The organism is Lentibacter sp. (genome assembly GCF_965658795.1).
GTDB lineage: Bacteria > Pseudomonadota > Alphaproteobacteria > Rhodobacterales > Rhodobacteraceae > Lentibacter.
The window spans coordinates 86029-99071 of record NZ_CBFHTG010000010.1 but is presented as its reverse complement, the minus strand read 5'-3'; the positions used below and the strand labels follow the sequence as shown (position 1 = coordinate 99071).

General features: G+C 55.4%; 10 protein-coding genes. 5 read left to right on the top strand and 5 right to left on the bottom strand.

Translation table 11 applies throughout. The features are described from left to right. Position 1 precedes the first annotated feature (1 nt). Positions 2-799 (bottom strand): 3'(2'),5'-bisphosphate nucleotidase CysQ, encoded by a 798-nt coding sequence (cysQ, locus tag ACTG3X_RS09175; RefSeq protein WP_439110953.1) that lies wholly within the window; start codon positions 797-799, stop codon positions 2-4. A gap of 137 nt (positions 800-936) precedes the next feature. Between cysQ and ACTG3X_RS09170 the strand changes: the two genes are divergently transcribed. Continuing rightward, the gene (locus ACTG3X_RS09170) at positions 937-1758 is read left to right on the top strand and encodes an ABC transporter permease (RefSeq protein ID WP_439110952.1); all 822 of its coding nucleotides are present in this window, start codon (positions 937-939) and stop codon (positions 1756-1758) included. Between the two features lie 5 nt (positions 1759-1763). Here the strand turns inward: ACTG3X_RS09170 and ACTG3X_RS09165 are convergent, their stop codons facing one another. After that, complete coding sequence (locus tag ACTG3X_RS09165) at positions 1764-2378, bottom strand: alpha-ketoglutarate-dependent dioxygenase AlkB family protein (protein WP_439110951.1); 615 nt, start codon at positions 2376-2378, stop codon at positions 1764-1766. Between the two features lie 199 nt (positions 2379-2577). Here ACTG3X_RS09165 and dnaK point away from each other — a divergent pair, with 199 nt between their 5' ends. The 3 genes from dnaK (at position 2578) to radC (ending at position 6717) form a co-directional block, all read left to right on the top strand. Further along, entirely contained in the window at positions 2578-4488 is a 1911-nt protein-coding gene (dnaK, locus tag ACTG3X_RS09160) for a molecular chaperone DnaK (protein WP_439110950.1), read from the top strand. Between the two features lie 75 nt (positions 4489-4563). Beyond that, positions 4564-5721, top strand: a complete 1158-nt coding sequence (dnaJ, locus tag ACTG3X_RS09155) for a molecular chaperone DnaJ (RefSeq protein WP_439110949.1) — start codon at positions 4564-4566, stop codon at positions 5719-5721. A gap of 231 nt (positions 5722-5952) precedes the next feature. Beyond that, positions 5953-6717, top strand: coding sequence for a RadC family protein (gene radC / locus ACTG3X_RS09150; protein WP_439110948.1), 765 nt, complete (start codon positions 5953-5955; stop codon positions 6715-6717). Here the strand turns inward: radC and ACTG3X_RS09145 are convergent. The 3 genes from ACTG3X_RS09145 to secA all read right to left on the bottom strand — a co-directional run bounded on the left by ACTG3X_RS09145 (position 6714) and on the right by secA (position 12011). Beyond that, a complete protein-coding gene (locus ACTG3X_RS09145) occupies positions 6714-8276 on the bottom strand; it encodes a phosphate ABC transporter substrate-binding/OmpA family protein (protein WP_439110947.1) in 1563 nt (520 codons plus the stop codon). The genes radC and ACTG3X_RS09145 overlap by 4 nt on opposite strands. A 22-nt stretch (positions 8277-8298) precedes the next feature. After that, positions 8299-9225, bottom strand: a complete 927-nt coding sequence (locus ACTG3X_RS09140) for a hypothetical protein (RefSeq protein WP_439110946.1) — start codon at positions 9223-9225, stop codon at positions 8299-8301. A 98-nt stretch (positions 9226-9323) separates the two neighbouring features. Then, positions 9324-12011 (bottom strand): preprotein translocase subunit SecA, encoded by a 2688-nt coding sequence (gene secA, locus ACTG3X_RS09135; RefSeq protein ID WP_439110945.1) that lies wholly within the window; start codon positions 12009-12011, stop codon positions 9324-9326. A gap of 174 nt (positions 12012-12185) precedes the next feature. Between secA and ACTG3X_RS09130 the strand changes: the two genes are divergently transcribed. Next, a complete protein-coding gene (locus tag ACTG3X_RS09130) occupies positions 12186-13040 on the top strand; it encodes a peptidylprolyl isomerase (RefSeq protein ID WP_439110944.1) in 855 nt (284 codons plus the stop codon). Positions 13041-13043: the final 3 nt, after the last annotated feature.

Below are 13043 nucleotides of genomic sequence, written 5' to 3'. Positions count from 1 at the left end.
ATCAGGGCTTTTTCAACTCAACAGCAGGCGAATATGCGATGAAGAAAGGGTTTGCATAGCCGTCCTTGCCGTAGACAAGCGGGTCATGGTTCTCAAAGACAACGACCTTGCCGCCCGCCCCGTGCAAGACAGCATGGCCCGCTGCTGTGTCCCACTCCATCGTGCGGCCAACGCGCGGATAGATGTCGGCCTCGCCTGTGGCGACAAGGCAAAACTTCAGGCTCGAGCCAGCGCTTTTGCTATCTTTCACAGCATATTTGTTGATGTAGTCGTCTGTTGCTTGGTCGCGGTGCGACTTGGAGGCAACAACCAGCAGCGCGGCGTTGTCGCTTGCCGCAACCTTGATCTGGCGTGTCTCGCCGGCCTCACCCTTCTCAAAGGGGCCAAGCTCTTCCACGGCGCTGCCATCGGCGCGTGTGTAGAACATTCGCTCTTTTGCGGGCGCATAGACAACACCACGGGTCGGCACCCCTGCTTCGACATAGGCAATATTCACTGTAAAGTCGCCGCGGCGGTGGACAAATTCTTTCGTGCCATCCAGCGGATCAACGATCAGAAATGTATCGGCGCGCTGGCTGTGTGTGGCTGCCTGCTCTTCTGTGATCAAAAGCACATCGGGAAATGCTGCCCGCAGACCTGCCGAGATAATAGCATCGGCGGCTTCATCCGCCTCTGTGACGGGGCTGTCATCTGACTTTGATTTTACCTCAAAGTCGTCACGCCCGTAAATTTCCATGATCTTGTCACCGGCCAGAAGCGACAGCTCCCGCATCACAGTGGTCAGCTTCTCATAATCCATTTTGGTCTATCCTTTACTCTTCACGCCTCAAGTCACGGTTTTGTTGCTTAGCCCGTTCAACCCCTTTATGGTACCTGTGTAACGGTTCGGCAAGAATTGGCGCGTAAGAGTAGCCGCGAGAGGCGGGCAGGCAGTATATGTTTCAGGTCAAACGTCGCAGATCGACGATCACTTCAGCCCTTATTATTTTTGAACTGATCTACCATTCGGTAGTTCATTCCATTCGCTCGTCTCACGGCAACGCAATCATGTCGCTTGTCACAAACCTGATGCAAATGGCCATCATGGTGCTGGCGTTTTACATTATGTTCTCGCTTCTGGGCATTCGCGGTGCGGCGCTGCGCGGCGACTTTCTGGTCTACATCATGACAGGCATCTTTCTTTACATGACCCATGTGAAGGCGGTCGGTGCGATTTCCGGCTCGGCGGGGCCGTCCTCGCCGATGATGCTGCACGCGCCCATGAACACGATTATCTCTATCGCCTCGGCGGCGCTGGCCTCGCTCTATTTGCAAATTCTTTCCGCCTTCGTGATCTTGTTTGGCTACTATATGGCCGTTACGCCCTTCACCATTGATCGGCCCATTGCCGCTATGGCCATGCTCATGCTGGCTTGGTTTACAGGCTGCGCCGTGGGGATGATCCTGCTCGCAATCAAACCGTGGTTTCCGGGCTTTGTTGCGGCGTTCACTCTTATCTATCAGCGCGCTAATATGATCGCCTCAGGCAAGATGTTCGTCGCCAATACCATGCCGGGCTACATGCTGGCGATGTTTGACTGGAACCCGCTTTTTCACATCATCGACCAGTCACGCGGCTTTGCCTTCATCAATTACAACCCGCGCAACAGCAATTGGGAATATGCCCTGACAGTCGGCCTGATCCTGATCATGCTGGGCCTGATGGGCGAGTTCTACACACGCCGCCACGCATCACTCTCATGGGATGCGCGCCGCTAAGCGCCTCATGTCACCACGCGCATCGTCAGGTTGATCCGCCCGCCAGCGGGGAGCAATGTGCTTGAGCCAAAGCGGATCTTGTCCACGCCGTGGTGCGCCAGCCGTGCGGCGCCGCCAAGCACAACAATGTCGCCAGAGCGCAGCCAATGTGAGGCGGTCTTGCCACCTCGCTCAACACCGCCAATGCGGAACAGCCCCTCATCTCCGAGGCTGACAGACACAACAGGCTGGTCAAAGTCGGCTTCGTCTTTGTCCTGATGCAGACCCATGCGCGCACCCTCGCCATAGAAGTTGACCAAAACACACTCGGGTACCCGCGCTTCTGGCACAACGCACTTCCAAATCGCCATGAGCCGCGCGGGGATCGGGGGCCAAGGCTTGCCCGACGGGTGGCGCGGCTCATAGCGGTAGCCCTGCGCATCGCTGACCCAGCCAAAGTCACCAGCTGCCGTCATCCGCACGCTCATTTTTTGGCCACGCGGAGTTTCGGGGGCATAAAGCGGGGCTGCGCGCCCGATTGCGCGGATATCCTCCAAAAGCGCATTTTGCGCCGCGCGATCCAGCGCATCGGCATAAAAAGCAGCGCCGTTCAGGTCGATCTTGTGAGCCAGATTTACCACGTATCCATCTTTCTTTGCGAAAACCTCAAAAATAAGCTGATTCTTACACGTCTCGGCGCTTGCAGGGGCATTTTTCGCTCCTTATATACCCCTCGAAGCCCTTGAGCCGGAACTCTCCGACCCAAGCTAACAGATCGGGGGCAGATGCCGTAACGGGTCTGTCGTCGTAACATCGCCTTAACGTAGAAGGGATCGAACTATGTCAAAAGTCATTGGTATTGACCTCGGCACAACAAACTCATGTATTGCCATCATGGACGGCTCGGCCGCCCGTGTCATCGAAAACTCCGAAGGCGCGCGCACCACGCCGTCGATCGTTGCTTTCACAGAAGACGAGCGCCTCGTTGGCCAATCAGCCAAGCGTCAGGCCGTCACAAACCCTGAAAACACAGTCTTTGGCGTCAAGCGCCTGATTGGCCGCCGCTATGATGATGCGGATCTTGCCAAAGACCAAAAGCATATGCCTTTCAACGTGGTTGATGGCGGCAATGGCGACGCGTGGATCGAAGCGCGCGGCGAGAAGTATTCTCCCAGCCAGATTTCTGCCTTCATCCTCGGCAAAATGAAAGAAACAGCCGAGAGCTACCTCGGTGAAGAAGTAACGCAAGCGGTTATCACCGTGCCTGCCTACTTCAACGACGCTCAGCGCCAAGCCACAAAAGACGCCGGCAAAATCGCTGGCCTCGAAGTGCTGCGCATCATCAACGAGCCGACAGCGGCTGCCCTGGCCTACGGTCTGGACAAAAAAGAAACCCAAACCATCGCGGTCTATGACCTTGGTGGCGGTACATTCGATGTCACCATCCTCGAAATCGACGATGGCCTCTTTGAAGTGAAGTCCACCAACGGCGATACATTCCTCGGCGGTGAAGACTTTGACATGCGCATCGTCAGCTACCTTGCCGACGAGTTCAAAAAAGAGCACGGCGTTGACCTGACCAAAGACAAGATGGCGCTCCAGCGCCTCAAGGAAGCTGCCGAAAAAGCCAAGATCGAGCTCTCCAGCTCATCACAAACCGAGATCAACCAACCGTTTATCTCGATGGGCAAAGACGGCTCGCCGCTCCACATGGTTATGAAGCTGACACGCGCCAAGCTTGAAAGCCTCGTCAACGACCTGATCAAAAACTCGCTCAAGCCTTGCGCCGCGGCGCTCAAAGATGCGGGCCTTTCAAAAGACGACATCGACGAAATCGTTCTCGTCGGCGGCATGACACGTATGCCTAAAGTCATCGAAGAAGTGTCCAAGTTCTTTGGCAAAGAGCCAAACAAGGGTGTGAACCCTGATGAAGTTGTTGCCATGGGTGCCGCCATTCAGGCGGGCGTTCTGCAAGGCGACGTGAAAGATGTTGTCCTTCTTGACGTGACACCGCTTTCTCTCGGCATCGAAACACTCGGTGGTGTCTTCACCCGCCTGATCGACCGCAACACAACGATCCCGACGAAGAAGTCGCAGATCTTCTCTACTGCGGAAGACCATCAGAACGCCGTGACAATCCGCGTGTTCCAGGGCGAGCGTGAAATGGCGGCTGACAACAAGATGCTTGGCCAGTTCAACCTCGAGAACATCCCGCCAGCGCCACGTGGTATGCCACAAATCGAAGTGACCTTTGACATCGACGCCAACGGCATCGTTTCGGTTGGTGCGGCAGACAAAGGCACAGGCAAAGAGCAGAAAATCACCATCCAAGCCTCGGGCGGCCTCTCCGAAGCCGATATCGAGAAAATGGTGAAAGACGCCGAAGAAAACGCGGATGCCGACAAAGAGCGCAAAGAGCTCGTCGAAGCACGCAACCAGGCCGAGAGCCTCATCCACTCGACTGAAAAGTCGGTTGAAGAGCACTCCGACAAGGTTGATCCAACGACAGTCGAAGTCATCGAACTGGCGATTGCAGCTCTGCGCGATGATCTGGAAAAAGACGACATTTCAGCCGAGAAGCTGAAAGCCGGCATCCAGAACGTAACAGAAGCGGCCATGAAACTGGGCGAAGCGATCTACAAGGCCCAAGCAGATGCTGGCAACGATGAGCCAGCCGCTGCTGATCAGGGTGGTGACGACGATATCGTCGATGCCGACTTTGAAGACCTTGGCGACGAAAAGCGCAGCTAAGCGCCTTAGGAAGCTTGGAAAAGGCCGGTTCGTTTACCGGGCCGGCCTTACCTGTTTCCAGAAAGGGTAATCCCCATGGCAAAACGCGACTATTATGAAGTGCTGGGCATCCAAAAAGGGGCCTCAGCAGACGAGATCAAGAAAGCCTATCGTGTCAAAGCGAAAGAGCTTCACCCCGATCGCAATACAGACAACCCTGAAGCTGAATCCCAGTTCAAAGAAGCTGGCGAGGCTTACGAAGTCTTGAAGGATGCCGACAAAAAGGCAGCCTATGACCGCTACGGCCATGCTGCCTTTGAGGGCGGAATGGGCGGCGGCGGTGGGCGTCCCGGTGGCGGTTACGGCGGCGGGCAGGGCGACTTCTCAAGCGCCTTTTCCGATGTCTTTGATGACCTCTTTGGCGACTTTATGGGCGGCCAGCGTGGCGGCGGCGGGCGGCAACGTGCCGCGCGCGGTGCTGATCTGCGCTACAACCTGCGTGTGACACTTGAGGAGGCCTTCTCTGGCCTTCAAAAGACAATCAACGTGCCAACCTCGGTGGGCTGTGACAGCTGCAATGGTACAGGTGCCGAAGGCGGCGCCGAGCCAACAACCTGTCCAACCTGCTCAGGCATGGGCAAGGTGCGTGCGCAGCAGGGCTTCTTCACGGTCGAGCGCACCTGCCCGACTTGCTCGGGCCTCGGCCAGACCATCAAAAACCCGTGTGGCAAATGCCACGGTCAGGGCCGGGTCCAGAAAGACCGCTCTCTGGCTGTGAACATCCCCGCAGGTGTCGAGACAGGCACACGCATTCGCCTCGCTGGCGAAGGGGAAGCTGGCATGCGCGGTGGCCCCACGGGCGACCTCTACATCTTCATCGAGGTTGAAGCGCATTCCATCTTCGAGCGCGAAGGGGTCAACCTCTTCTGTCGTGTGCCCGTGAGCATGGCGACAGCCTCGCTCGGTGGCGACATTGAAGTGCCCACGATTGATGGGGGGCGTTCACGCGTCAAGATCCCGTCAGGCAGCCAATCTGGCCGTCAGATGCGGCTTCGCTCCAAGGGTATGCCTGCCCTACGTGGCGGCGGCGCGGGTGACATGTTCATCGAGCTCGCAGTCGAGACGCCCGTGAACCTCACGAGCAAGCAAAAAGAGCTGCTCAAAGAGTTCGCGGCCCTGTCTGAAGACAACAACCCGGAGAGCAAGAGCTTCTTCTCCTCTGTGAAGAGTTTTTGGGATTCGATGAAGGGCTAGGCCTTTTGATAAAATCAGAAGAAAGGGCGCGCTTTCGGGTGCGCCCTTTCTTTTTGGGCCAAGGCCACCGCGCGCTGCGTTAACACTGGCCAATTTCGGCCATCTGCAACAGGCGGTGCACAGGTGGTGCACGCATTGTGCACGCTTTTCACCCCCCTATTCTGGCAAAATCGAATCGTTAACCCTTGCGAAATTAACCACTTCTTCACCTTGCTGCGGCAGCCTATCCTTATGGCCCAGCAAAACCGCTTTTCCGAGGCGTCCCTGCCTCTCTTTGACACTGACGAGACGGTGGTTTCTCAAGTGATTCCAGAGGGTAAGCTGCCGTCCTACATCGCGGATCACCGCAAACGCCTGCGCGCGCGCTTTCTCTCGGGCGGAGCTGATGCGATGCCTGATTACGAGCTGCTTGAGCTTGTCCTGTTTCGCGCAATTCCCCGCCGCGATGTGAAACCCCTCGCGCGGCTTTTGCTTGATAAATTCAATGATTTCAACGGAGTAATAAGCGCCTCGGCTGAACGTTTGATGGAGGTTAACGGTGTTGGCGAGGCCGTTATTTGCGAACTCAAGATCGTTGCGGCATCCGCCCAACGCCTCGCGCGCTCCCGTATTCTGCAGCGCCCCGTTGTCTCCAGCTGGGACGCTCTCATAGACTACTGCCACACCGCCATGGCACACCGCGACACAGAGCAGTTTCGCGTCTTGTTTCTAGACCGCAAAAACACACTCATCGCCGATGAAGAACAGGCCTCTGGAACAGTTGATCATGTGCCTGTCTACCCCCGCGAAGTGGTAAAACGTGCGCTCGAGTTGAACGCCAGCGCTTTGATTTTAGTACATAATCACCCCTCGGGTGATCCGACACCCTCGCCAGAAGATATTGCGATGACGGAGCAAATCGAGCGCGCAGCGCAAGCGCTTGGCCTGACGCTTCATGACCATCTGATCATCGGCAAATCAACCGAGCTCAGCTTCCGTGCATCAGGGCTTCTCTAACGAATCCAGACCTCAACACGCCGGTTCACCTGACGGCCCCACTCGGTGTCGTCACACGCCATAGGCATCGCCTCGCCATAGGCCTGCACGCTGACATCAAGCTGGTTAAAGTCCGCAGTCTCAGCGGCTTTCAGCACTGCCGCTTTCACAACTTCAGCCCGCCGCCGCGAGATCTCGAGGTTGGCCGCAGCTGCGCCTTCGCCATCACTAAACCCAACAAAAACAAGGCTCTTACCATCATAGATCCCGGCCTCCAAAGCGCTGGCAAGCTGCTCTACGTTCGAACGGGACTGCGCATCAAGCCTGACAGACCCCGTCTCAAACCGAAAGGATGTCGTGAGCCGTCGCATCTGGCGCAGCTCGCCGATCATTTCGCGGACAGCCTCAACGCTGACATCGTTACCCGCAACCGATATGGCGTTCGCAAGGCGATCTCCTTGAAAATCAATAGGGATCTCTTCTGGCGCTTGATCGACAAACCCGGCCCGTCTGATGACAAGCTGGGCTGCGGGGCTCCGCGTATAGCTCAGAAACTCGCGGGCAATTTTGGGTAAGCGTCGTGCAGGGAGGTATAAAAACAATGGCGTAGTGAGCGGATAATCCTCTGTCTTCACGTTGCGCCGTGTGGGCCTGAGCGTGCGCGCGCAGGTGCCTGTAAGCGTGAGTATCTTGGTGTCGAGCGTGGTGGAGCGCCCGACCAATCCGATGCCAAATGGATCAACAGAGACACGTGTTGCGAGGTCAAGATTATCAGCCGAAAAGAGTGTACGCGCGTCGGCTGCGTCTGCGGCGTTTAGTTTGAGCCGTTGAAGAGCAACAGCGCCAGACCCGGTCTCCAAGTCACGCAGGTAACGGGTTATCGGCGCGTCTTGCGGGCCGAGCGTTTTCCAGTTGTTAATGTTTCCAGAATAAATCTCGGAAAGCTGTTGAAGGCTGATTTCATTTATGGGGTTTTGCGTCGACACAACGGGGACGAGAGCATCCAACGCCAACACGCGCGCGCGCCCCAGTTGTGTGAGGTCTCCCATGCCTATTTCACGGGCGAGCTTGCGCTCTTGTGGGGTGATCTCACGTGTCGACATAACGATATCGGTTTGGTCGGCCAGCAAATCAGCGAAGCCTTCGCCGCTGGAATTGATATCGATGAAGAAGCGGGCAAGGGTTGTACCATCTGATTTTTGCGACAGGGTGATGTTGAATGTGTCGTCGTTTTCCGAAACACGCTCTGTCTTGAGGTTATTTTTGGTGGCAAAGGCCTCTATCAGTGCAGGCAGGAGCAGTCGCCCGACTTCGGGTGCGCCAGCAATATCAAGCTCGGCGACAAAGGCTGTAAGGTTAGGGCATCCGGGGCCCGCGCAATCAACGCCTGCGCCATCAATTGTGAGCTCGCCATAGTCGGTCTCTACGCGATAAAACTCGCCGTCAAAGCCCAGAAGATTGCCGCTCACCTCGACACTTTTGTCACGAGATGTCAGCGTCACATCTTGCGCAGAAACAAGCGGAACAAAACCAAAAAAGAAAAGTGCGGCGATGACCGCCGCACGTTTTACCAAATCCAAAAGGAGCCTCGCAACATGACGGTTAGTTGAACGCTACCTTCATGTCATTCACCATATTTTTCAACATGAGAAAGTCGCCAATCGCATCACAAGCCGGAATTGACATATCTAACGTCTGAACCGTGATCTGAGCGCCACGGCTGGTTTGCAATGTCTGCGCTTCAATGTCCTGATCGCAGTTGGCATTTGTGATCTCGATATCGACGCTCAGCGCCACTGACCCGATCTCTTTGGCCATACCAGTCGGGAAACTGTAAACCTCTGCCAGGAGCGGTGTTTCAAGGCTTGTGTTGCCAAGCTGGATCATAAACCCGCCGTAGCCTGTGACCCCGTCTGCCACTTGCCCGGGGCTTTCGCGCCAGACATGGCCTCTCTCGCCATAGTCAGCACCAAATTCGCGGGCATGCAGGCCGATGCCTGAGTTGCCCTGCATCTGCACAACGGCACGGTCGTAGCTTGAAAGCTCTTCTACAGTGGCATTGGCCACCGCGCCTTCACCGCCGGCAAAAGAAGCAATAAAAACAGCCGTTTCGCTGAGCGCCGGGACAGTCGTTCTGAACTTGCCCGCGCTGTCAGTGAGCTCTGCAAACATCATACCATTGTGGTGGATCACCACCCGCTCGTTGGGAGCGCAAGGGGCAGACATTTCAAGGTCAACCAAGGCCGCGGCGATGGGCTTGGCGGACATGGTGATCTTGCAAGCGTCGGCTGTTTGTGGCTGCTCTGAGCCGCTCCGTATGCCGACCGATCCATCAGCAGCCGCTGGCACAAAGGCGCTTTCCTCGGCTGCTGTCAGCGTGATGTCGGATATGGCAACAGGCAGCGGCATCGCCTGAACATCAGCGGCGCTTGCCTGCTGAGTGCCAGAAGACACCTGCATGATCTGACCTGTCAGCAAAATCGTTGCCAAAGTCGCGCCAGCGATTCCATATCTTTTATAGTCAGGCATGTCGGCCTCCGCCAATTAAGGTACGAGGCCAACATGGTTAAGAAATCAGGCATGCATGAGGCAAAACAGCGGAGTCATTCAGGCCTTTGTGTGAACCTTCAAACCCGCCCGTGGCAATGCTTGAACTTTTTGCCTGAGCCACAAGGGCAGGCTTCGTTGCGGCCCGGTGTGCCCCAAGTGCTTGGATCATCCTCGACAAATCCAGCCAGAGGCTCACCCGCTTCTACAGCGGGCTGCTCGGCCTGTGGTTGGCTCATCTGGGGCTGTTCCTGCATCATGGCGCGGGCCTGCTCCTGTTCGTCTTCCGAAAGAGGGCGTACAAGCGCAAGTTGCTGGGTGACATCTTCGCGCAGGCTGTCGAGCATGCTTTCAAAGAGTTGGAAGGCTTCGTTTTTATACTCGTTCAGCGGGTCGCGTTGGGCATAGCCACGGAAGCTGACAACAGAGCGCAGGTGCTCAAGAGTAAGCAGGTGCTCGCGCCATTTCTTATCAATGGTCTGGAGCAATAGCTGCTTTTCGATCATCCGCATTGTCTCGGGGCCAAAGTGTGCGGCCTTCGACGCCATGAACTCGTCTGATGCCTTCTCAAGACGTTCGGTGATGTCTTCGTCGTCCACACCCTCTTCGGCGGCCCAATCGATCACCGGAACATCAATGCCCAGCTTTTCAAGGCAGGCAGCATAAAGACCTTCGGTGTCCCATTGGTCAGCATATGTTTTGGGTGGCATATATTGGTCGATCAGATCGTCGATAACCTGATTACGCATATCTTGCGTAATGGCCGAGAGGTCGGCAGCTTCCATGATATCGCGGCGCTGTTTGAAGATCACTTTACGCTGCTCATTCATAACATCGTCAAATTTCAAAAGCTGTTTGCGAATGTCGAAGTTCCGGCCCTCGACTTTGGCTTGGGCGCGCTCAAGGGATTTGTTGACCCATGGGTGCACAATGGCTTCGCCATCTTTCATGCCAAGTGTGGAGAGCACCTTATCAAGCCGCTCAGAGCCGAAGATGCGCATAAGGTCATCTTCCAGGCTCAGATAGAAAGATGAGCGCCCAGGGTCACCCTGACGGCCAGAGCGGCCGCGCAGCTGGTTATCGATGCGGCGGCTTTCGTGGCGTTCTGTCGCCAGAACAAACAAACCGCCAGCTTCTTTCACTTTGGCTTCATCAGCATCGTGCTCAGCTTCAATCCGCGCGCGTACTTCTTCAGGATCCGCATCAGGAGCGGCAGCAATCGCCTCCATAACCTGGAATTCGAAGTTACCACCAAGCTTAATATCTGTACCACGGCCAGCCATGTTGGTGGCGATGGTAACGGCGCCCAGTTTACCGGCGTCAGCCACGATTTGAGCTTCTTGCTCATGCTGGCGAGCGTTCAAAACGTTGTGCTTGATGCCTTCTTTTGTAAGCATCTCGCTGAGCAGTTCAGACTTTTCAATAGACGTTGTCCCAACGAGGATTGGCTGGCCGCGTTCGCTGGCCTCTTTGACCGTCTCAACAATGGCTGCGAACTTTTCCTGAGCGGTGCGGTAAACCGCATCATCGTCGTCGATCCGCGCAATCGGCTTGTTCGTCGGAACTTCAACAACACCCAGACCGTAGATTTCCATGAATTCTTCGGCTTCGGTCGTGGCTGTACCAGTCATGCCGCCAAGCTTGTCATAAAGGCGGAAGTAGTTCTGGAACGTCACCTGCGCGAGTGTCACGTTCTCAGGTTGGATGTCGCAGCCCTCTTTGGCTTCGATCGCCTGGTGCAGACCTTCCGAAAGGCGGCGACCGGCCATCATACGGCCAGTAAATTCGTCAATAAGCACAACCTCGTTGTTGCGCACGATGTAATCTTTGTCCTTTGTGAACAGCTTGTGCGCGCGCAGGCCCTGGTTGACGTGGTGCACGATCGTTGTGCTCTCTGGGTCGTAGAGGCTTTGCTCTTCGTCTAGCAGGCCGCGCTGGTGCAGCAGTTGCTCGAGGAATTCGTTGCCTTCATCAGAGAAGGTTACGTTGCGCGTCTTTTCATCCAACGTGAAGTGTTCGTCAGCCAGTTCGGGAATCAGTTTGTCGATCTGGATATAAAGTTCTGAGCGGTCTTCGGCAGGGCCAGAAATAATGAGAGGTGTGCGCGCCTCATCAATCAGGATCGAGTCAACTTCGTCGACAATCGCAAAGTGATGATACTTCTGATTGATCTGACGCAGCTCTGATTTCATGTTGTCGCGCAGATAGTCAAATCCGAGCTCGTTATTGGTCGCGTAAGTGATATCCGAGGCATAGGCCTGCGACTTTTCAGCCTCGGGTTGTTGCGGGTAAATAACACCCGTTGTCATGCCCAAAGCGGCAAAGACGTTGCTCATCCATTCGGCGTCACGCTTGGCAAGGTAGTCGTTGACCGTAACAACATGGACACCTTTTCCCGTGAGGGCATTGAGATAAGCAGGGAAGGTGGCAACAAGGGTCTTACCTTCGCCTGTCTTCATCTCGGAGATGTTACCTTGATGAAGAAAAATACCGCCCATCAATTGTACATCAAAGGCGCGCAAACCCAGAGCGCGCTTTGCGCCTTCGCGGCAGTTTGCAAAAGCTTCAGGCAGCAACGCGTCGAGCGTCTCGCCATCTTGATAGCGCTTCTTAAACTCGGCTGTCTTCTCGATAAGCTGTGCGTCGGTCAGTTTCTCAAAATCTGGCTCAAGCGCGTTGATCTTCTCGATCAATGGCTTCGTGGCCTTAACCTTGCGGTCATTTGCCGTGCCAAAAACCTTTTTGGCAATAGATCCAAGTCCAAGCATATTCAGTCCGATCCGATCATTTTATCTTGTCGCAAGACAATTGCTTGCTCCGGATATATGCGCGTCCTACAACGGCTGGGAACATAAGCGTGTCTTGGCCTTAAGGCGATGTAAGGGTCGGGTCTGGCAGTGTCAACGCTGTGCGCGATACGCGAATGAAACAAAGGGAAAATGATGTCCAAACACTTCAAGATTTTCACGCTGGCTCTTGCGACAGCTTTCGCACCGATGTTGGCTGGTGCAGAAGAGCAAACCGCCAATTCAAGCACTGTGGTGGCCACCGTAAATGGCACCCAGATCACTCTCGGGCACATGGCCGCAGCTCGGAGTGGCTTGCCTGAGCAATATTTGCAACTACCCGATGATGTTCTCTATAATGCGATCCTTGATCAACTGGTCAATCAGACCATCCTTGCCGACCGTTTTGAAGGCGAAGTTCCTGGCCCTGTGCAGCGCCGCTTGGAGAATGAGCGCCGCTCGCTTGTTGCTTCAACCGTGATTGAGGAGATCGTTGAAGAAAAGCTGACAGAGGCTGTACTGAAAGCTGCTTATGACGAAAAATACGCATCTGCGGCCCCTGACAAAGAGTTTAAGGCGGCTCATATTTTGGTCGAAACCGAAGAAGAAGCCAAAGCGTTGGTGACAGAACTTGAGGGTGGCGCAGACTTTACCGAGCTGGCCAAAGAGCGCTCAACGGGCCCTTCCGGGCCAAATGGCGGCGACTTGGGCTGGTTTGGCAAAGGTATGATGGTGCCCCCGTTTGAAGAGGCTGTCGCCAAACTTGATGATGGTGCCATCTCTGGGCCCGTTCAAACCCAATTTGGCTGGCACGTTATAAAGCTCAGCGAAACGCGCCTTGCCAACAAGCCGTCTTTTGAAGAAGTTAAGGCAGAGCTGGAAAGTGAGCTATTCAACACAGTGATCGAGGACGAAGTTGCACGCCTCAAAAAGCTTGGCACAATCGAGCTGTCCGCTGAGGGCGATATTGACCCCGCTATTCTCAAAGAAGACATCCTACTTACGGAGTAAAGG

Coding starts and splice junctions, on each gene's coding strand:
- ACTG3X_RS09170 (WP_439110952.1), top strand. CDS start 937: ATGTTTCAGGTCAAACGTCGCAGATCGACGATCACTTCAGCCCTTATT.
- ACTG3X_RS09140 (WP_439110946.1), bottom strand. CDS start 9,225: ATGCCTGACTATAAAAGATATGGAATCGCTGGCGCGACTTTGGCAACG.
- ACTG3X_RS09130 (WP_439110944.1), top strand. CDS start 12,186: ATGTCCAAACACTTCAAGATTTTCACGCTGGCTCTTGCGACAGCTTTC.
- secA (WP_439110945.1), bottom strand. CDS start 12,011: ATGCTTGGACTTGGATCTATTGCCAAAAAGGTTTTTGGCACGGCAAAT.
- cysQ (WP_439110953.1), bottom strand. CDS start 799: ATGGATTATGAGAAGCTGACCACTGTGATGCGGGAGCTGTCGCTTCTG.
- dnaK (WP_439110950.1), top strand. CDS start 2,578: ATGTCAAAAGTCATTGGTATTGACCTCGGCACAACAAACTCATGTATT.
- dnaJ (WP_439110949.1), top strand. CDS start 4,564: ATGGCAAAACGCGACTATTATGAAGTGCTGGGCATCCAAAAAGGGGCC.
- radC (WP_439110948.1), top strand. CDS start 5,953: ATGGCCCAGCAAAACCGCTTTTCCGAGGCGTCCCTGCCTCTCTTTGAC.